Below are 18,152 nucleotides of genomic sequence, written 5' to 3' on the forward strand. Positions count from 1 at the left end.
CTTAGCGGCTCAGGCGGCGCATGCGCTCAGACGGGGTGATGATGTCGGTGATGCGCACGCCGTATTTATCGGCCACCACCACCACTTCACCCTGCGCAATCAGATAGCCGTTGATCAGGATATCCAGCGGCTCGCCGGCCAGCCCGTCAAGCGCTACGACGGAACCCTGCGTCAGGCGCAGCAGCTCCTTGATGGTCATCCGGGTGCGGCCCAGCTCGACGGTCAATTTGACCGGAATATCCATAATCAGATCGATATCCTGAAGCGTGCCGCTCACGTCGCCGCCGCCCAGCTGCTGGAACACGGCGTCCGCCGCGCTTTTGCTCGGGGTCGTTTTCTGCTCGTTTAACGCGTCAGCCCACAGATCGTCCAGTGCTCCGCTGTTCTCATCGGACGGATTGTTCATGTCACTCATTTGGGCTGTTCCTCATTCAGCGAATTTAAAATCGGGTTGATCAAGTGCTCAACGCGTAACGCGTACTGACCGTTAATGGTGCCGTACTGGCTGGTCAGCACCGGTACTCCATCCACATGGGCAATGATGCGGTCGGGTTTATCTATCGGCAGCACGTCGCCGGGTTGTAATTTCAGGATCTGCGAGAGCCGCATTGAGATATCGGCAAAGTTCGCCACCAGCTCGAGCTGGGAATGCTGCACCTGGCGAACCAGGTTTTCACGCCAGTTCTGATCCTCGTTGCGGGAGTTCTCCAGCGGCGGGTTCACCAGCAGCTCGCGCAGCGGTTCGATCATGCTGAACGGCAGGCAGATGTTGAACTCGCCGGTCAGGTTGCCGATCTCCACGTGGAACGGCGTGTTTACCACGATGTCGTTGGGCGAGGTGGTGATGTTGGTAAATTTCACCTGCATCTCGGAGCGCACGTACTCCACTTCCAGCGGGTTGATCGCCTTCCACGCGTCGCTGTAGGACTCCAGCGCCAGCTTCAGCATGCGGTTAATCACGCGCTGCTCGGTGTGGGTAAACTCGCGTCCTTCAACCTTGGTTGGGAAACGGCCGTCGCCGCCGAACAGGTTATCCACCGCAATGAACACCAGGCTTGGGGAAAACACCACCAGCCCGGTGCCGCGCAGCGGCTTCAGGTGAATCAGGTTAAGGTTGGTCGGCACCGGCAGGTTGCGGGCAAACTCGTGGTAGGGCTGAATGCGTATCGCGCCGACGGTAATGTCCGGGCTGCGGCGCAGCAGGTTAAACAGCCCCATGCGGAACTGGCGCGCAAAGCGTTCGTTAATGATCTCCAGCGCCTGCAGGCGCTCGCGCACCACGCGGCGCTGGGTGTTGGGATCGTAGGGACGAATATTGTCGTCGCCGCTCAGACCCGGCTGCGGATCGTCTGTTTTATCGCTGTCGCCGTTGAGCAGCGCGTCGATTTCTGCCTGAGAAAGAATGCTGTCGCCCATGTCGTTACCGCAGAATGAAAGCTGTGTACAGAACGTCAGTGACTTCCTGCTTAGGTTGACCGTTAACCAGCGGCGTTGCCAGCGTCTGCTTAATGGCCTCGACCAGCTTTTGCTTGCCGTCATCGGTGGCAAGCGAGGAGGCGTCCTGACGAGAGAACAGCAGCAGGAGGCGGCTACGCACTTCCGGGAGATAGTCGTTCAGGCGCGCGCGGGTCGCTTCGTCTTTCAGGCGCAGCGTAATGCCCACGTACAGCACGCGGTCCGCATCGCCCAGGTTAACGGTAAAGGTATCAAGCGCAAAGAAGACCGGCGCGGGTGGAGGAGGCGCTTCGGCTTTGGCCGCAGCGGCTGAAGGTTCCTGCTGCATACGCCAGTAACTATAGCCAGCGGTGGCGCAGGCCGCGAGCGTGATTAACACCAGCAGCGGGATCCAGATGGAACGCTTGCTTTTTTTGGTGATAGCGGAGTCTGTCATCTGATACGAGCTTCCTGTTTCGGTACAGCTAATACGGTGATTATCCCGTGTCCTGCACGCGTCAAAGCGTGGAAAAGACGGGGATAATCACGCTACCTCTGGCGTTTAGGCGAAGATATCGACGGCGCCGCTACCGCGCGCGGCGGATTGCAGGGCGGCCGGGGTCGGCAGCAGCTCGTCCGCGTCATCGCCAAATCCGCCCTGCTGGCCGGAGCGCGACGCCTGCTGCTGGTGCTGGGAAGAGGACTGCTGCTGTCCGGCAAAGCTCTCGCTGCTGACGCTGCTCTGCGAAAGCTGAATGCCGCTTTCGGCCAGCTGGGTGCGCAGCACCGGCAGCGCGGCTTCCAGCGCGGCGCGCACGTGGCTGTGCGGGGAAACCATCTGCAGCTGGGCCTGGTTATCGTCGAGCTTGAGCGAGATGTGGACCTGGCCCAGATCTTCCGGGTGCAGGCGCAGCTCCGCGGTCTGCTGGCCCTGCTTCGTGAACAGCGTAATGTGCTGGCCGAGCGCCTGCTGCCATTCGCCGGTGCCGAGCGGCTGGCTCAGCACGGGGGCGGTGGTAACGGTGGCCGCAGGCAGCGGCGCGGAATGGCTCCCCATCACCGGCGCCAGGGTGGCGGTCGGGCTGGTGGAGGTGGCCGCGCTGGCGACGTCCGGCTTCTCTGCCGCGGCAACCGCCGGGGCCGCCGCAGGTAGCGCGTTGTCCGCACTCTGCGCCGCAGGCTGATAGCCAGCCTGCGCTTTTTCATGGCCCGAGGACGCACCGCTCAGCGCGGGCCGCGGGTCCCGGCCCGGCTGAATCTGCGCCCGCGCGCTCACGCCCTCGGCGCGGGTGGTCGGCGCGGCAGGCACCGCCGTCGCCGCCTGCTGGTGCGGCAGCATCGCCATCAGCGCGCTGAGCCCGGCCAGCTCTTCGTCGGTCAGATCGGTTTTACCGTCATCCCTGCTCGCCGTCTGGGTGAGCGATTTCAGGGCGTCGCCGCGCGCGGCGGGCGCTAGCCCGGATACCAGGCTTTGCAGCGTATCGGCGGGCGAGGCGTCATGTTCAGGCTGAATGTCCTGACGGGAGAGGAGAGCCGCAAGCTTCGCCTGCAGCGTGGTGTCGCCGTCCTTATCCGCGGCTTTCGACAGACGGCTTCCGGCGGCCTTCAGATCTGCCAGGGTGAGCGGCGCATCCTTGTCCTGTCCGGTCGCCTCCGTCAGCGCGCCCGCGAGCAGGGAGAGAAAATCCTGCGCCCCCTCGGCGCCTTTCCCCGCTGGCGTGCCGCCGGGCAGGTCGCTGTCGGTCGTCAGCAGCTGTTGTAGTGTGATCATTCCGGTTTCCTCATTGATGCGCGCTGGGCAAACTCATCCATTTTCTTCTGATCCAGACGGTTTTCCGCCAGGGTCGTGGCGGCCACCTGCCGGTCCTGTAGCGTTTGCCACGCCTGCAGCCGCTGTTTTTTCTCGCGCCAGAAGGTCAGCGCGGTATCCACTTTTTCAGTCCACTGGTGTAGCTGCTGGCGATGCTGCTCAATCGCCTTTTCAAGCGTCTGGATAAACTGCTGATAGTTAATCCAGCGCTGGCTGCCAATGCCCTGCGTCATGTCGGTATTAAGGTTGGTGCGATACTCGTGCTGATAGTCGATCAGCATCTTCAGCTGCTCTTCGGCCTGCTGGCATCCGCGCCGCATTGCGCCGAGCTGCAGCGCGGCGTCGTCCACCTCTTTTTCAGCCAGATCTTTTAGCGTTGATAACGCGCTGTTTTGCGCCATGACCTTCGCCCTCCACCTGTGTTACACCTGCGGGAAAATCAGCTCCAGAGCCTGGAGAGAGTCTTCCCAGTCGGCACGTTCAAAAATTCCCTGCTGCAAAAACGCCTCCAGCTGCGGCCAGAGGGCAATCGCCTTGTCGAGCATCGGATCGCTGCCTTTGGCATACGCCCCGACGCTGACCAGATCGCGGTTGCGCTGGAAGCTGGAAAGCAGCTGCTTGAAGTTACGCACGCGGGCGTAGTGCTTCTCGGTAATCAGCGCCGTCATCGCGCGGCTGATCGACGCTTCAATATCAATGGCCGGGTAGTGTCCGGCCTCGGCCAGCCGCCGCGACAGCACGATGTGGCCGTCGAGGATCGCGCGCGCGGAGTCGGCGATCGGGTCCTGCTGGTCATCGCCTTCGGTCAGCACGGTATAAAACGCGGTGATGGAGCCGCCGCCGCTGATGCCGTTCCCCGCGCGTTCAACCAGCGCGGGCAGCTTGGCGAAGACCGAAGGCGGGTAGCCTTTGGTTGCCGGAGGTTCGCCGATGGCGAGGGCAATTTCACGCTGCGCCATCGCGTAGCGGGTCAGGGAGTCCATGATCAGCAGAACGTGCTGGCCGCGGTCGCGGAAATCTTCCGCGATCCGCGTGGCGTAGGCCGCGCCCTGCATGCGCAGCAGCGGCGATACGTCCGCCGGGGCGGCAATCACCACCGAGCGGGCGCGGCCGTCCGCGCCGAGAATGTTCTCGATAAAGTCTTTCACTTCGCGCCCGCGCTCGCCGATCAGCCCCACGACGATCACGTCCGCCTGGGTGTAGCGCGCCATCATGCCGAGCAGGACCGACTTGCCGACGCCGGAGCCCGCGAACAGGCCCATGCGCTGCCCGCGGCCTACCGTGAGCAGGGCGTTGATCGGGCGCACGCCGGTATCCAGCACGTGCTCAATGGCGGTGCGCTGCAGCGGGTTAAACGGCTGGGTGATCAGCGCGCCGGTTTCGGTGGTGTCCGGCGCGGGCAGGCCGTCGAGCGGCTTGCCGCTGCCGTCCAGCACGCGGCCGAGCAGGGCGGGGCCGAGCGGAAGCTGCTTGCCGCTCTGCAGGCCGTCGCCGCTCATGTTTTTGGCGTAAACGCGCGCGCCGGGCAGAATGCCTTCCACCTCTTCAAGCGGCATCAGGAACAGGCGCTGGCCGTTAAAGCCGACCACCTCGCTTTCCACTTCGCGCGTTTCCAGCCCGTCCTGACGCTCAATCACGCAGGTTGCGCCCAGCGGCAGCTGAAGCCCGGTGGCTTCCAGCACCAGCCCGGTGGCGCGCGTCAGGCGGCCGTAGCGGCGCACGGCGGGCAGCTGCGCCATCTTCGTTTCGAAGTTATCGAGCGTGTTGAGCCAGCGGGTCAGGCGAGCGGTCATCAGACGACTCCCGGCGCGGCCAGGCGGCACAGTTCCTGCCAGCGGGTCGCCACGCTGGCGTCAAGATCGCCTTCGTCTGCCGAGACCTTGCAGCCGCCGTGGTGCAGCGACGGATCGCCGCGCAGCCGCCAGCCGTGCAGGCTCAGGGTCGCGCCGAGGCTCTCCTCGACGCGCTGTAAATCGTCAGGGTGCACGCGCAGCTGCGGCTTGCCGCTGAACAGCGGCTCCTGCTGGAGCAGGCCCTGAATCTGCTTGATCAGCGCCGAGTTATCGACGCACGGCGTCTGGCCGATCACCTGACGCGCGGCCTCCAGCGCCATCTGCATCAGGCGGGAGGCAATCACGCTGTCCAGCGCGTCGAGGGTGTTCTGAAATTCGCTGACCAGCTGCTGCATGCGGGCGTGGATCGGGGCCTGCTGCTGGCGGGCCTGCTCGGCACCGTGCTCCAGCCCCTGCGCCAGCCCTTCCTGGTAGCCCTGCTCGTGGCCTTTCTGCCGGCCTTCGTTCAGACCTGCGTTATAGCCCTGCTCGTGCGCCTGCATCTGCAGCTGCGCCAGCATCTGCGCGCGCTGCTCTTCTTCGCTCAGCTCGGGCGCGTCGGCCTCGGCTTCACCCGCTTCGGCCGTGACGATGGCCGGGGTGAACTCCGTCAGGGGAGGGGCCAGATCGTCGGGCGTCCAGCGGGTCCAGGACAGCTCGTTAGACATAGGTGTCGTCTCCGCTGCCGATTACCATCTCGCCGGTTTCCGCCAGGCGGCGAACGATAAGCAGGATCGCTTTCTGCTCGTTTTCCACCTGAGACAGGCGCACCGGGCCGCGGTTGGCCAGGTCGTCGCGCAGGATATCCGCGGCGCGCTGGGACATGTTGCGCAGGAACTTCTCGCGCAGCGGCTGCTCGGCACCCTTGAGGGCGATAAGCAGCGATTCGGAATCCACTTCCTGAAGCAGGCGCTGGATGCTGCGGTCGTCCACCTCGACCAGGTTTTCGAACAGGAACATCTCGTCGATAATTTTCTGCGCCAGCTCGCCGTCGAACTCGCGAACGGCGGTAATGACCGCCTCTTCCTGCTGGGTTTTCATCAGGTTGATGATCTCGGCCGCCGTTCTCACGCCGCCCATTTTGCTGCGCTTGAGATTCTGGCCGTCGAGCAGGTTGTTCAGCACCTCGGTCAGCTCTGCCAGCGCGGCAGGCTGCACGCCGCCGAAGGTGGCGATACGCAGCATCACGTCGTGGCGCAGGCGCTCGTCGAACAGGGCCAGAATATCCGCCGCCTGGCCGCGCTTGAGGTGAACCAGGATGGTAGCGATGATCTGCGGGTGCTCGTCGCGGATAAGGTCGGCGGCGCTCTGCGGCTCCATAAAGTTGAGCGTCTCGATGCCGCTGGCGGTATCGCGGGTTTCCAGAATGTCTTCCAGCAGGCTGGCGGCACGCTCTTCGCCCAGCGCCTTGACCAGCACGGAACGCAGGTAGTCGTTGGCGTTGATGTTGAGCGCGGCAAACTGCTCGGCTTCCTGCTCAAACTCGGACAGCACGTCCGTCAGCTGCTTGTTGGAGATTTGGCGGACGTTGGCCATCGCGGCGCTGAGAATTTGCACCTCGCGCTGGGAGAGGTGCTTAAACACCTCCGCCGCGCGGTCTTCGCCAATGGTCATCAGCAGGATGACGCTTTTATCGGTGCCCGTAAGCGTATTACTCATGTTCGTTACCCATCCACTGGCGGATGACCAGCGCGACGACGCGCGGATCGTTATCTGACATTTCGCGAATGCGCTGGCTCATCACCTCGGCACCCATGCGCTGGTTGGCGCGGCGCTGCTGCATTTGTTCATCTTTGCTGAGGCGCACTTCGACCGCGTCTTCCGTTTCCTGGCGGGAGCTCATCTGCTCCAGCGCGGCTTTCTCGGCTTCCGCCCGGCGCTGCAGCTGTGGACGAATGCCCTTACGCCACAGCAGCCACGCCACGATCAGCACCAGCAGCCAGCGGCCCGCGCCGATCAGCTGGTCGATAAACGCCTGCTGTTGCCAGAACGGCAGCTCGCCGCCGGACTCTTCCGTGGTGTTAAACGGTGAATTGACCACGTTAAGGGTATCGCCGCGCTTCTCGGAATAGCCCATCGCCTCGCGGGTCAGATCCTCGATCTGCTTCATCTGCTCGGCGGTCAGCGGCAGCGGCTTGCCGTCCGGCAGGGTTTTGTAGTTCACGACCACGGCCACGGAGAGGCGCTGAACGTCGCCCACGTTGAGCTTGGTGTGGCGAATTGTGCGGTCGACCTCGTAGTTGGTGGTTTCATTCCGGCTGCTGGTGCGCGGGCCGGAGGCGTTCGCCGTCGAGGTCGTCTGCTGGTTGTTTTGCTGGCCGTTCTGCGGGTTGGCCGGAGCCGTCGAGATCGGCGCCGCGTTAGCCGGAGCGGGCTGGTTGGAGAGCGCGCCCGGCACGCCGCCCGGGTAAGGGCCGCCAACCTGCTCGTTTTCATTCACCTGGCGAGAGCGCATCACCGCCTGAGACGGGTTGCCGTTCGGGCTGTACTGCTCTTCGGTCTGCTCTTTATTGGCAAAGTCGATCTGCGCCGTGACCTGCGCGTGCACGTTGCTGTTGCCGACCACCGGGCCGAGGATCGCTTCGATGCGGCGCTGCAGGCGGCCCTCAACGTCTGCGGCATACTTCAGCTGCGCGTCGTTCAGGTCGCGTCCGGCGGTGTTGGACTGGGTGAGAAGGTGGCCGCTCTGATCGACCAGCGTAACGTTGCCCGGCGGCAGGCCCGCGACCGCGCTGGAGACCAGGTGCGTGACCGCGCTGATTTGCCCCTCGTCGAGCGCGCGGCCCGGTTCGAGGTTGACGGTGACGGACGCCGACGGCGATTTTTGCTCACGCACGAACAGCGACGGCTTTGGCATCGCCAGGTGCACGCGGGCGGTTTTCACCGGGCCCAGGGTTTCAATCGTGCGCGCCAGCTCGCCCTCAAGGGCGCGCTGGTAGTTAACCTGCTCGCTGAACTGGCTGATGCCGAATTTTTCCTGATCCAGCAGCTCGAAGCCGACCGCGCCGCCTTTCGGCAGGCCCTGCTGCGCCAGGCGCAGGCGAAGCTCATGCACTTTATCGGCAGGCACTTCCAGCGCACCGCCGTTATCGGCAAAGCGATACGGGATGTTCATCTGGGTCAGCTGGGTGACGATGGCGCCGCCATCCTGATCGGAGAGGTTGCTGTAAAGCGTGCGGTAATCAGGGCTTTTCGCCCATAGGACCATCGCTACAAGGATCGCAATGGCGGCAGCGCCTGCCACGATCAACGGGATTTTAGGGTTCGCGTGAAGGCGGTTTATCCACTCAGCTGATTTATTCTGTGGCGCCGTTGCTGTTGCACTCATTGCGCACCTCTTAAATCCTGGTGGTTTACGTTATTCGTGTAGAGAAACAAAACTGACTCCCGGGTCGGCAAACACGACAAAAGTTCCATATTGATGGCCCTGCCATTATTTGATGATTCCGGATTTTCTATGCGTCAAATAACCTGGTTTTTTAACGCTATTTACCGCCTTTATCTCATTGACAAACTGTTAGTCTTGACCGCGTAGAAAACCATTCAGGGGAGAGTCATGGCTATACAGGGCATCGAAGGGGTTATCAGCCAGCTGCAGGCAACGGCAATGTCGGCCCGCAATCAGAACGTGGCGGAACAGCCGCAGAGCATCAGCTTTGCCGGCCAGCTGCACGCGGCGCTGGACCGCATCAGCGATACGCAAACCGCGGCGCGCACCCAGGCGGAAAAATTCACCCTCGGCGAGCCGGGCGTGGCGCTCAACGATGTGATGACCGATTTGCAAAAAGCGTCGGTTTCGATGCAGATGGGGATTCAGGTGCGCAACAAGCTGGTGTCGGCGTACCAGGAAGTGATGTCGATGCAGGTGTAGCCGTCGATCTTACGCTGGCGGCGCCATCGCTTTAATGCCACAATATTTTTTTCTTCGCATGCAGGAAAGATGATGAAAAAGATAGCAATTGTTGGCGCGCTGCTGGCGCTAGCCGGCTGTGCTCAGGTCGATAACTATCAGGACGTGGTTAAGCATCCGGCTCCGGCGAACCTGGTGGGCTACTGGCAGTCGGCAGGGCCGCAGAGCAGCCTGGTCAGCCCGGAGGCGATCGCCACGCTGGTGGTGACGCCGGAGGGCGATACGCTGGACTGCCGCCAGTGGCAGCGCGTGATCGCCGTGCCGGGTAAAATCATGCTCCGCTCAGACGATTACCTCAACGTGACCCGCAAGCTGGACGTTTACCCGCTCGATCGCGATGGTTCGCTGCTGGAGTATGACGGCATGGAGCTGCGCAAGGTTGACCGCCCAACGGTGGAGTGCGCAGATTACCTGAGCAAAAATCCGCTAGAGAGTCAGCTGCCGTAAGCGTTTTTAGCCGGGTGGCGGCGTCGCCTTACCCGGCCTACAAAACAGACGCCCTCAGCCCTGTGGGAGAGGGCATCCGTACGCACTTTTCCAGTATTACAGCGCGTCCTCAATCACCCACACGCTGACGCTGCCGCCGTTGCAGGTAAAGGTGCCTTCGCCGTCTGCCGCGGTGGTGACGGTCTCTTCGCGGTTCCCCATGAAGTCACGCCAGGTTTTATTCCCGTAGTTCTCGCCCAGGCAAATCACCTTTTCCCCCTCGTCGCCGTTGGAGAGCACCACCACGCAGCCGGGATCGTCCTCGGTGCCGCTGCGGCTGAAGGCAATGCAGTTGGGGTGATCGAAGAACAGCGTCTGCACGCCGTGGGCGAAGCGCTGGCGGGCGAGGATCAGCTCGTGTAGCTGCTCGATAACCGGCATATCAATATGATACGTCTCACCGTCGCCGCCGGTGTCGTCGTAGGTCGCACCGAACAGATCGGGGTAAAAGACGCTCGGCACGCCGTTTTCGCGCAGCAGGATCAGGGCGTAGGCCAGCGGCTTAAACCAGGCTTCGACCGGGGCCTCCAGCGCCTGCAGCGGCTGGGTGTCGTGGTTGGCAACCAGCGTCACGGCGTGGAACGGATCGGTTTCGACCAGCGTGCCGGTAAAAATCTGGCTCATGTCGTAGTCCCGGCCCATGCGCGACGCCTCGTGGAACTTCATCTGCAGCGGGGCGTCGAACAGCATCGTTTTGCCCTCGACCTGGTCGATGTAGTTCTTCAGCGCGCCGACGTCGTGCGACCAGTATTCCGCCACCACGAACAGCGGCTTTTCCGACACTTCCTGAACGTGCTCGATCCACTCCTTGTAGAACCAGGCGGGGATGTGCTTAACCGCATCGAGGCGGAAGCCGTCGCAGTGGGTCTGCTCCATCACCCAGCGCGCCCAGTATTTGATCTCCTCGGTGACCGCGTGGTTGCGAAAATCGATGTTCTCGCCCATCAGGTAGTCGAAGTTGCCCATCTCGCCGTCGACCTGATCGTTCCAGCCCTCGCCGGTATAGTCGTTGACGATTTTAAAGATGCCGTCCTTGTCGGGGTTTTCGATGTGGTCAATGCCGCTGAAGCATTTGTAGTCCCAGACGAACTGCGAATACTGTCCGGCGCGCACCGGGAAGGTGTAGCGGGTCCAGGCCTCGCACTCGATAATCTCATCGTCGATTTGCGTGCGATCCTGCTCGTTCACGCGCTGAACGCGCACCTGTTCTTTTTCGTCGGCGCCCATTTTGTGGTTCACCACCACGTCCAGCAGCACCGCAATCTCGTTGCTCTTTAAGGCGTTAATGGCTTCCAGCAGCTGGGCTTTGTCGCCGTATTTGGTGGCCACGCTGCCCTTCTGGTCGAATTCGCCGAGATCGAAAAGGTCGTAGGAATCGTACCCGACGGAATAGCCGCCCGATGCGCCTTTGTACGCAGGGGGTAGCCAGACCATGTTGATACCGATTTCATTCAGGTTGGGGGCCAGGGCCGTGACCTCAGGCCACAGCTCACCGCCAGTGGGGTAATACCAGTGAAAGCATTGTAAAAGGGTGGGGTTTTTCATCGTCCGTGCTCCAGAAGCCGTTTGGCTGACTTCTGGAGTATGGATGAAGAAATCATAATTGTGTGTCGCGGGTCAAACTTTCTGGATAAAGAATATTCCCAGACAGCTTTCCGTAGGTCGACGTAACGGATTGCTGTTTGCCGGTTTGATCGATGAGGCTGCGCAGCTCGTCCATGCGGGACTTCAGCATGGCCTTAAGCTGGTTCTCGTTTTCGAGGATCTTCTCCAACAGAAAACGCGCTTGCTCAACCTGAGCGGGGGGGCATGACGTGATGGGGTTTTGCCAAATACTCTCCACCAGTTGGACGTAATGCATTTCCTGCTCGATAAGCTCATCCCATTGGCCGGAACGAGCAAGATTTAGCATGGCAATGCTTTGAGCATGCAAAGCATGCCAGTGACTAAGCGCTGCGCTGGGAATATTCATCAAAATTATCCTGAGATAGAGGACGCATTGGGGCCTATTTGCTTCCACGCATCCGCAATGTTGTTTAATAAACCCTCGACTTCAACAATTGCGTCTACGTCGTTACTCACATTTGCGTGTAACAAACGTCGAACCATATATTCATACAAGGAGGCAAGATTACCGGACAATTCGCTTTCAACCTCCATGTTCAGCCCCGCTTTTAACCCGTTGTCGATAATGTTGATGGCTTTGGATAAGGCTTCGCCTTTTTCCCGAATTTGTCCGGCCTCGAGAAACAGGCGCGCGCGGACAAGGGCGCTGTGCGCCCCGTCAAACAACATCACGATCAGCTGGTGTGGACTGGCATTCATTACTGCACTTTCAACGCCTATCTTTTGATAGGACTGAACACCAGAGGTGCTATACATATCCACTCCTGATACAACGATTATTTCTGTGAGAACTGTTGGGTCAAATAGTTGGCGGTGTTGGTCATTTTGGTTACCAATACGTCCAGACTGGTGAACTGCGTTTTGTAACGCGCCATGGTGGCATCAATCTGCGCTTCCATCGCGTCGTAACGCTCGCCCAGGCTCTTCAGCGTTTTGTTGATCCCGTCTTTGGCGTTTTGAATCACGCCCGCATTGCCCACGCTGGTGCTCAGCATCGAATCCAGCGTTTTGCTCATCTTGGTGGCCATGCCGGTGGTTTTGCCGTCGCCAATAAAGTACTGCTGGATGGCGTCCGGGTTATCCGTCAGGGCTTTTTTCAGCTTATCGCTGTCGACCTTCAGGTTGCCGACGGTGCCGTCTGCGGCCTTGGTCGGGTCCTGCGTAATGCCGAGCTGCGCCATGATCTGAATGGAGCCGCTTTGCGCTTCGGTCAGCAGGCCGCGCAGCTGGGACTGAATGCCGCGCACGTTCGCGTCGCCCACCAGCGCGCCGTTGCTGGCGGACTGGCTGCCGTTACCCGCATCGACAGCCACGTATTTGGTCAGGCTGTTGATGGTGGACTGCAGCGAGTTGTAGGCCGTTACCCAGTCGGTAATCGCCTTCTGGTTAGCGTCGGTCGCACGCGACACTTCCAGCATTTCATCCGCTTTGCTTTCCGCTTTCAGCGTAAACGTCACGCCGGGCAGGGCGTCGGTGATGGTGTTGGATTGACGCTCAATCTCAATATTGTTCACCACCACGATGGCGTTCTGCGCCGCGGTGTTGACCGTCAGCCCGCCGGCCTTCGCCGTGGAATCGTAGCCAATCGCGCTTTGCAGCTTGTCGTCGCCGGTGACGCTGATCGTCATCTCACCGTCGGTACCGGTGGTTTTTGAGGTCAGCATCAGGCGATAATCGCCGTCCTTCGCTTTGATCACGCTGGCCGTCACGTTGCCGTTGGCCTTGTTGATTGCGCTCGCGATCCCGGCCAGCGAGGTGTCATCGTCTGCGACGTTCACTTCCAGCGGCGTTTTAGTGCCCGGCTGGGTGATGGTGATCTTGCGCGTGGTGCCCGTAGTGTCGCCCAGCTGTGCGGTATTGCTGGCATAGGAACCGGTGGTCAACGCCTGCGCTTTCGCCACCTGGTTCACGTTCACCACAAAGGTGCCCACGGACGCGTCTGCCGCCGTTGTCGCGGTGAACGCCGTGTTGGTGCTGCTGACGGACGTGGAGTTCCAGGTCGCGGTTTTACCGAGCGCGGCGGTTGCGGTTTGCAGCGAAGTCATGGCGCTCTGCAGCTTGCCGTAAGCGCTTAACTGTGCGTTATACGTCGATTGCTGGGAAGTAATCGTCGTCAGCTTGGTTCTTTCTGCCGCGTCCAACTGATTATATAAATCCCCGAGTCCTGCAGAACCTATCCCGAGGTTACTGATAGTAGCCATGCATATTTTCCTTAAAATACGAAAGTAGTTCAGGACTCTTATCGGCCTCTTGAGCGAAAAGTTTACGTATAAGAGAAAAAAATAATCCCAGGAATAGGCGCTGCATTAAGCAGTAAATGAAAGGATTGTCGTTAGGGAAATATATCCACAGGCGAAAGTCCGCATAAAAACCACGCCTTGTGGGCGGGTAAATAAAGACCCAAATAGCCCGCAGAATTAGGGGTAATTTACTGCGTTAAATCCTTTTTTGAAATTAAAATCCTTTAAAATCAATATTATGTAATTTTTTCAAAATTGATTTCTAAAGTCTTTTGGGGACCCGTCGATAACCTTGTTGACGGTGAGAGACGCTGTGAGTGTTAGGCACCGGACCTAAAACCCAATTTTTGAAGGAAAGAAAATTATGGCAGTTATCAATACTAACCTGATGTCACTGACTACTCAGAACAACCTGAACAAATCTCAGTCTTCTCTGGGCACGGCTATTGAGCGTCTGTCTTCAGGTCTGCGTATCAACAGCGCGAAAGACGATGCTGCTGGCCAGGCGATTGCAAACCGCATGACTGCTCAGATCAAGGGCATGACTCAGGCAGCGCGTAACGCCAACGACGGTATCTCCATGGCGCAGACCGCTGAAGGTTCCCTGAACGAAATCAACAACAACTTGCAGCGCGTTCGTGAGCTGGCGGTTCAGGCAAGCACCGGTACTAACAGCACCTCCGACCTGGCTTCCCTGCAGGATGAAGTTACCGCGCGTCTGGCTGAAATCAACCGCGTAGCGGGCAAAACCGACTTCAACGGCATCAAGCTGCTGGACGGTACCGCAGGTACTGCTGGCGTTGTTAAAATTCAGGTTGGCGTGAACGACGGTGACACCATCGATCTGGACCTGAGCGGCGCGAAAGCGGACACCACCACTCTGGGCGTGAACGCTATCGACCTGAAAGCAATGACCGCGACCGATCTGGACACCATTGACAAAGCTATCGCTAAAGTGGATACCGCGCGTTCAGGCCTGGGTGCTGTGCAGAACCGCTTCACTTCTGCTATCAACAACCTGAACAACACCTCTAACAACCTGTCTGCTGCTCAGTCCCGTATCCAGGACGCTGACTACGCAACTGAAGTATCTAACATGTCCCGCGCGCAGATCCTGCAGCAGGCTGGTACTTCCGTTCTGTCTCAGGCAAACCAGGTTCCACAGACCGTTCTGTCTCTGCTGCGTTAATTTACGCATAAGGCCCCGCTTCGGCGGGGTTTTTTTGTCTCTGCAATTTGAGTATCCGCCGATGAAACAAATCAGTGTTACCCAACCAAAGCTGGTCGCAGATTTTTCCTGCGTCGGAGGCGCGTGCCGCGAGCACTGCTGCCAGGGCTGGACCATCTCGTTTGATAAATCGTCGGTTAATCGCTATCAGAACAGCAAAAACGCCGCGATTCGCCATACTGCGAAAACGGCAATCAAGGTGACCAAAAAGCAGTACGAGAACTGGGGCGAAGTGATATTCCATGCGGAAAGTAAAAGCTGCCCGTTTATGGATGCGGAAAAGCTCTGCGCGATCCACGGCTCTCTCGGCGCTGAGGCGCTTAGCCCAACCTGCTCAACCTTCCCGCGCGCCAGTCGAATCTATAAAAACGACGTTGAAAAATCACTGAACCTGTCGTGCCCCGAGGTGACGCGGCTTTTGCTGAGCGACCGCGAGTCGATGGCCCTGATGGAATCCACGCACGTTCAGCAGGACGTCAATAACGCGCCGCCGCTGGATATGCGCACGAAGGTGATTAACCTCTTCTGCCAGAATATCCTGAACGTGGCGCACGTCAGCGTTGAAGAGCAAATTTACGCCATGGTGAAATTCCTCATGGTGGCCGAAAAGCTTGAGAGCATTGAAGACGGTATTTCCACGCTTGAAACGGTCTATTTCGCGCTGGTCAATGAGCTTGAGAGCGGCAAAATAAAGGCCGAACTGCAGGGCTTCTCGCAAAACTACGGCCTTAAGTTCTCGCTTATCTCGCTGATGCAAAGCTACTTCTCGCAAAAAATGGCGAGCCGGGGCGGAGCGGTGCTGAACCGCTATTTCAGGCAGCTGTACGCCCAGTTTGACGCGGCGGACGACGCGCAGCGCATCATGCAGGATATCGAAGCGGCATGGCGTAGCGCTTCCGCGGATTTACTCATTCAGAATGACCACCTGTTTAAGAACTTTTTCAAATATAAGCTGTGGCAGCAGGGCTTCCCGCAAAATAACGGCCGCGGCATGCTGAATAACCTCTATTTGATCGTGGCGGAATACTACTATATTAAAACGCTGCTCGCGGGCCATGCGAAGGTGGCGGGGGAAATTCATCACGATAACGTCATCGACGTTATTTATAGTTTTCATTCTCTTAGCCAGCATAATGCCGACGTGCAAAAGCTCTTTCATCAGCAAATAGAGAACGTGAGGATGGGAGACGATCTTTCCCTGCTGCAGCTGTTAATTTAGCGCGGCAAAATGCCCCCGTGCGGGGCAACCTCAGAATAACCTCACTTTAACCCCCTTTTTCATCCAATTGAACGCCCTGCAGAATCGGATAATCATGCCGATAACTCAATTAACGCAGGGCTGTTTATCGTGAATACACTCTATACCGCTGAAGGTGTAATGGATAAACACTCGCTGTGGCAGCGTTATGTCCCGCTGGTGCGTCACGAAGCATTGCGCCTCCAGGTGCGTTTGCCGGCGAGTGTGGAACTGGACGATCTGCTACAGGCGGGCGGTATCGGGTTATTGAATGCAGTTGACCGATACGACGCTCTGCAAGGAACGGCATTTACGACTTACGCAGTTCAGCGTATTCGTGGTGCGATGCTGGACGAGCTGCGCAGCCGCGACTGGGTGCCGCGCAGCGTTCGCCGCAACGCGCGCGAAGTGGCGCATGCGATGGGGCAGCTGGAACAGGAGCTTGGGCGCAACGCGACGGAAACCGAAGTGGCGGAGCGTCTGGGTATTGCTGTTGAAGAGTATCGTCAGATGTTGCTTGATACCAATAATAGCCAACTCTTCTCCTATGACGAGTGGCGCGAAGAGCATGGCGATAGCATCGAGCTGGTGACGGATGAGCACCAGCAGGAAAACCCGTTACACCACCTCATGGAAGGGAATTTACGCCAGCGCGTGATGGAAGCGATCGAGGCTTTGCCCGAGCGCGAACAGCTGGTGTTGACCCTCTATTACCAGGAAGAGCTCAACCTCAAAGAGATTGGCGCAGTGCTGGAAGTGGGGGAGTCGCGGGTTAGCCAGCTGCACAGCCAGGCCATTAAACGCTTACGAACCAAGCTGGGTAAGCTCTAGGTGATTGATTCATCTAACAAATGCCGCACAACGTATTGACAACCAGGAGTTATCATGACGGTGCAGCACCTTAAAAGACGGCCACTAAGCCGCTACCTGAAAGACTTTAAGCACAGCCAGACGCATTGCGCGCACTGCAACAAGCTACTCGACCGCATCACGCTGGTGCGTCGCGGCGAAATCGTCAACAAAATCGCGATTTCTCGTCTCGACACCCTGCTGGACGAAGCCGCCTGGCTTGAAGAGCAGCGGGAGTGGGTAGCGCTTTGCCGTTTCTGTGGCGATCTCCACTGCAAAGAGCAAAGCGACTTCTTTGATATCATCGGCTTTAAGCAATTCCTGTTTGAACAGACGGAAATGAGCCACGGCACCGTGCGCGAATACGTGGTTCGCCTGCGCCGCCTGGGCCAGCATCTTTCCGTGCAAAACATCTCCCGCGATCTGCTTCAGACGGGGTATCTGGATGAAAATCTGGAACCGTGGCTGCCGGCAACCAGCACCAACAACTACCGCATCGCGCTGCGCAAGTACGCGCAATATAAGGTGCAAATGCCCGGCGCGATGAAGCAGAAAGTCCTCGCCGACACAACTTCTGATATATATTAAAAGTGAATAAGATGTAGAGAAGTCGCCTTTGACGTTGTAGGCGAATTCTCTACACTACACAAAAATTCCACTGTATCGGGGTACTTATGAAATTAGCACTTCTGGGTCGTCAGGCGATGTTGGGGATGATGGCCGTTGCGCTGGTCGCGGGAATGAGCGTGAAAACGTTCGCGGCGGACAATCTGTTGAACAAGGTAAAAGAGCGCGGCACGCTGCTGGTGGGGCTGGAAGGGACTTATCCTCCGTTCAGCTTCCAGGGCGATGACGGCAAGCTGACCGGTTTCGAAGTGGAATTTGCCGAAGAGCTGGCGAAGCACCTCGGCGTGAAGGCGTCGCTGAAGCCGACCAAATGGGACGGCATGCTGGCCTCACTGGATTCCAAACGTATTGACGTGGTGATTAACCAGGTCACGATTTCTGACGAGCGTAAGAAGAAATACGACTTCTCCACGCCGTACACCGTGTCCGGTATTCAGGCGCTGGTGAAGAAAGGCAATGAAGGCTCTATTAAATCCGCTGCCGACCTGAAAGGTAAGAAAGTGGGCGTGGGTCTGGGCACCAACTACGAAGAGTGGCTGCGCCAGAACGTGCAGGGCGTGGACATTCGCACCTATGACGATGACCCGACCAAGTATCAGGACCTGCGCGTAGGCCGTATCGACGCCATTCTGGTTGACCGCCTGGCGGCGCTGGATCTGGTGAAGAAAACCAACAATACCCTGGCAGTAGCCGGTGATGCGTTCTCCCGTCAGGCGTCCGGCGTGGCGGTGCGTAAAGGCAATGAAGATCTGGTGAAAGCCATCGACGCGGCTATAGCTGAGATGCAGAAAGACGGCAGCCTGAAGGCGCTCTCCGAGAAGTGGTTCGGCGCAGACGTCACCAAATAAGTCTTTGACCGCTAAAAAAAGGCGC

Annotated in this window: 20 protein-coding genes; 7 read left to right on the plus strand and 13 right to left on the minus strand. The window is 59.0% G+C overall.

From position 1 onward, the window contains the following. Nucleotide 1: 1 nt before the first annotated feature. The 9 genes from fliN to fliF form a co-directional block, all read right to left on the minus strand. Nucleotides 2–415 (minus strand): flagellar motor switch protein FliN, encoded by a 414-nt coding sequence (gene fliN, locus AB8804_RS00600; protein WP_101737389.1) that lies wholly within the window; start codon nt 413–415, stop codon nt 2–4. Beyond that, the gene (gene fliM / locus AB8804_RS00605; protein ID WP_371181970.1) at nt 412–1,416 is read right to left on the minus strand and encodes a flagellar motor switch protein FliM; all 1,005 of its coding nucleotides are present in this window, start codon (nt 1,414–1,416) and stop codon (nt 412–414) included. Before fliM ends, fliN begins: the two co-directional genes overlap by 4 nt. Before the next feature lie 4 nt (nt 1,417–1,420). Beyond that, on the minus strand, nt 1,421–1,891 hold the full coding sequence (gene fliL / locus AB8804_RS00610; protein ID WP_371181971.1) for a flagellar basal body-associated protein FliL: 471 nt from the start codon (nt 1,889–1,891) through the stop codon (nt 1,421–1,423). A 105-nt stretch (nt 1,892–1,996) separates the two neighbouring features. Beyond that, entirely contained in the window at nt 1,997–3,205 is a 1,209-nt protein-coding gene (gene fliK, locus AB8804_RS00615; protein WP_371181972.1) for a flagellar hook length control protein FliK, read from the minus strand. Then, nucleotides 3,202–3,645, minus strand: a complete 444-nt coding sequence (gene fliJ / locus AB8804_RS00620; RefSeq protein ID WP_371181973.1) for a flagellar export protein FliJ — start codon at nt 3,643–3,645, stop codon at nt 3,202–3,204. Before fliJ ends, fliK begins: the two co-directional genes overlap by 4 nt. A 21-nt stretch (nt 3,646–3,666) precedes the next feature. Further along, the gene (fliI, locus tag AB8804_RS00625; RefSeq protein ID WP_112010595.1) at nt 3,667–5,037 is read right to left on the minus strand and encodes a flagellar protein export ATPase FliI; all 1,371 of its coding nucleotides are present in this window, start codon (nt 5,035–5,037) and stop codon (nt 3,667–3,669) included. Beyond that, the gene (gene fliH, locus AB8804_RS00630) at nt 5,037–5,744 is read right to left on the minus strand and encodes a flagellar assembly protein FliH (protein WP_371181974.1); all 708 of its coding nucleotides are present in this window, start codon (nt 5,742–5,744) and stop codon (nt 5,037–5,039) included. Before fliH ends, fliI begins: the two co-directional genes overlap by 1 nt. Continuing rightward, nucleotides 5,737–6,735: a flagellar motor switch protein FliG gene (gene fliG, locus AB8804_RS00635; RefSeq protein WP_112010597.1), complete on the minus strand. Its 999-nt coding sequence runs from the start codon at nt 6,733–6,735 to the stop codon at nt 5,737–5,739. Before fliG ends, fliH begins: the two co-directional genes overlap by 8 nt. Beyond that, nucleotides 6,728–8,404 (minus strand): flagellar basal-body MS-ring/collar protein FliF, encoded by a 1,677-nt coding sequence (gene fliF / locus AB8804_RS00640; RefSeq protein ID WP_371181975.1) that lies wholly within the window; start codon nt 8,402–8,404, stop codon nt 6,728–6,730. Before fliF ends, fliG begins: the two co-directional genes overlap by 8 nt. A gap of 228 nt (nt 8,405–8,632) precedes the next feature. Here fliF and fliE point away from each other — a divergent pair, with 228 nt between their 5' ends. Then, nucleotides 8,633–8,947 (plus strand): flagellar hook-basal body complex protein FliE, encoded by a 315-nt coding sequence (gene fliE / locus AB8804_RS00645; protein ID WP_371181976.1) that lies wholly within the window; start codon nt 8,633–8,635, stop codon nt 8,945–8,947. A gap of 72 nt (nt 8,948–9,019) precedes the next feature. Further along, a complete protein-coding gene (gene yedD, locus AB8804_RS00650; RefSeq protein ID WP_371181978.1) occupies nt 9,020–9,433 on the plus strand; it encodes a lipoprotein YedD in 414 nt (137 codons plus the stop codon). Nucleotides 9,434–9,529: 96 nt separating this feature from the next. On the opposite strand, the gene amyA is transcribed toward yedD, so the two are convergent. From amyA to fliD, 4 genes are read right to left on the minus strand one after another with little or no spacing between them, the layout of a single operon-like run. Then, nucleotides 9,530–11,017 (minus strand): alpha-amylase, encoded by a 1,488-nt coding sequence (gene amyA, locus AB8804_RS00655; protein ID WP_371181981.1) that lies wholly within the window; start codon nt 11,015–11,017, stop codon nt 9,530–9,532. A 52-nt stretch (nt 11,018–11,069) separates the two neighbouring features. Then, a complete protein-coding gene (gene fliT / locus AB8804_RS00660) occupies nt 11,070–11,444 on the minus strand; it encodes a flagella biosynthesis regulatory protein FliT (RefSeq protein WP_371181983.1) in 375 nt (124 codons plus the stop codon). A 5-nt stretch (nt 11,445–11,449) separates the two neighbouring features. Continuing rightward, nucleotides 11,450–11,854 carry a flagellar export chaperone FliS gene (gene fliS / locus AB8804_RS00665; RefSeq protein WP_112010603.1) on the minus strand — a complete coding sequence of 135 codons (405 nt, stop codon included), beginning with the start codon at nt 11,852–11,854 and terminating at the stop codon, nt 11,450–11,452. A 20-nt stretch (nt 11,855–11,874) separates the two neighbouring features. Further along, nucleotides 11,875–13,299 (minus strand): flagellar filament capping protein FliD, encoded by a 1,425-nt coding sequence (gene fliD / locus AB8804_RS00670; RefSeq protein ID WP_371181985.1) that lies wholly within the window; start codon nt 13,297–13,299, stop codon nt 11,875–11,877. A gap of 403 nt (nt 13,300–13,702) precedes the next feature. On the opposite strand from fliD, the gene AB8804_RS00675 reads away from it, so the two are divergent. From AB8804_RS00675 to tcyJ, 5 genes are all read left to right on the plus strand, one after another. Beyond that, nucleotides 13,703–14,527, plus strand: a complete 825-nt coding sequence (locus AB8804_RS00675; protein WP_371181987.1) for a flagellin — start codon at nt 13,703–13,705, stop codon at nt 14,525–14,527. Nucleotides 14,528–14,588: 61 nt separating this feature from the next. Continuing rightward, nucleotides 14,589–15,785, plus strand: a complete 1,197-nt coding sequence (gene fliB / locus AB8804_RS00680) for a flagellin lysine-N-methylase (protein WP_371181989.1) — start codon at nt 14,589–14,591, stop codon at nt 15,783–15,785. Nucleotides 15,786–15,914: 129 nt separating this feature from the next. After that, a complete protein-coding gene (locus tag AB8804_RS00685; protein ID WP_112010607.1) occupies nt 15,915–16,634 on the plus strand; it encodes an RNA polymerase sigma factor FliA in 720 nt (239 codons plus the stop codon). 54 nt (nt 16,635–16,688) lie between these two features. Next, nucleotides 16,689–17,240: a flagella biosynthesis regulatory protein FliZ gene (gene fliZ, locus AB8804_RS00690; RefSeq protein WP_371181991.1), complete on the plus strand. Its 552-nt coding sequence runs from the start codon at nt 16,689–16,691 to the stop codon at nt 17,238–17,240. 86 nt (nt 17,241–17,326) lie between these two features. Next, nucleotides 17,327–18,127 (plus strand): cystine ABC transporter substrate-binding protein, encoded by an 801-nt coding sequence (gene tcyJ / locus AB8804_RS00695; protein WP_371181993.1) that lies wholly within the window; start codon nt 17,327–17,329, stop codon nt 18,125–18,127. Nucleotides 18,128–18,152: the final 25 nt, after the last annotated feature.

It is taken from the genome of Enterobacter sp. KBR-315C3_2022 (assembly GCF_041399425.1).
Lineage (GTDB): Bacteria > Pseudomonadota > Gammaproteobacteria > Enterobacterales > Enterobacteriaceae > Enterobacter.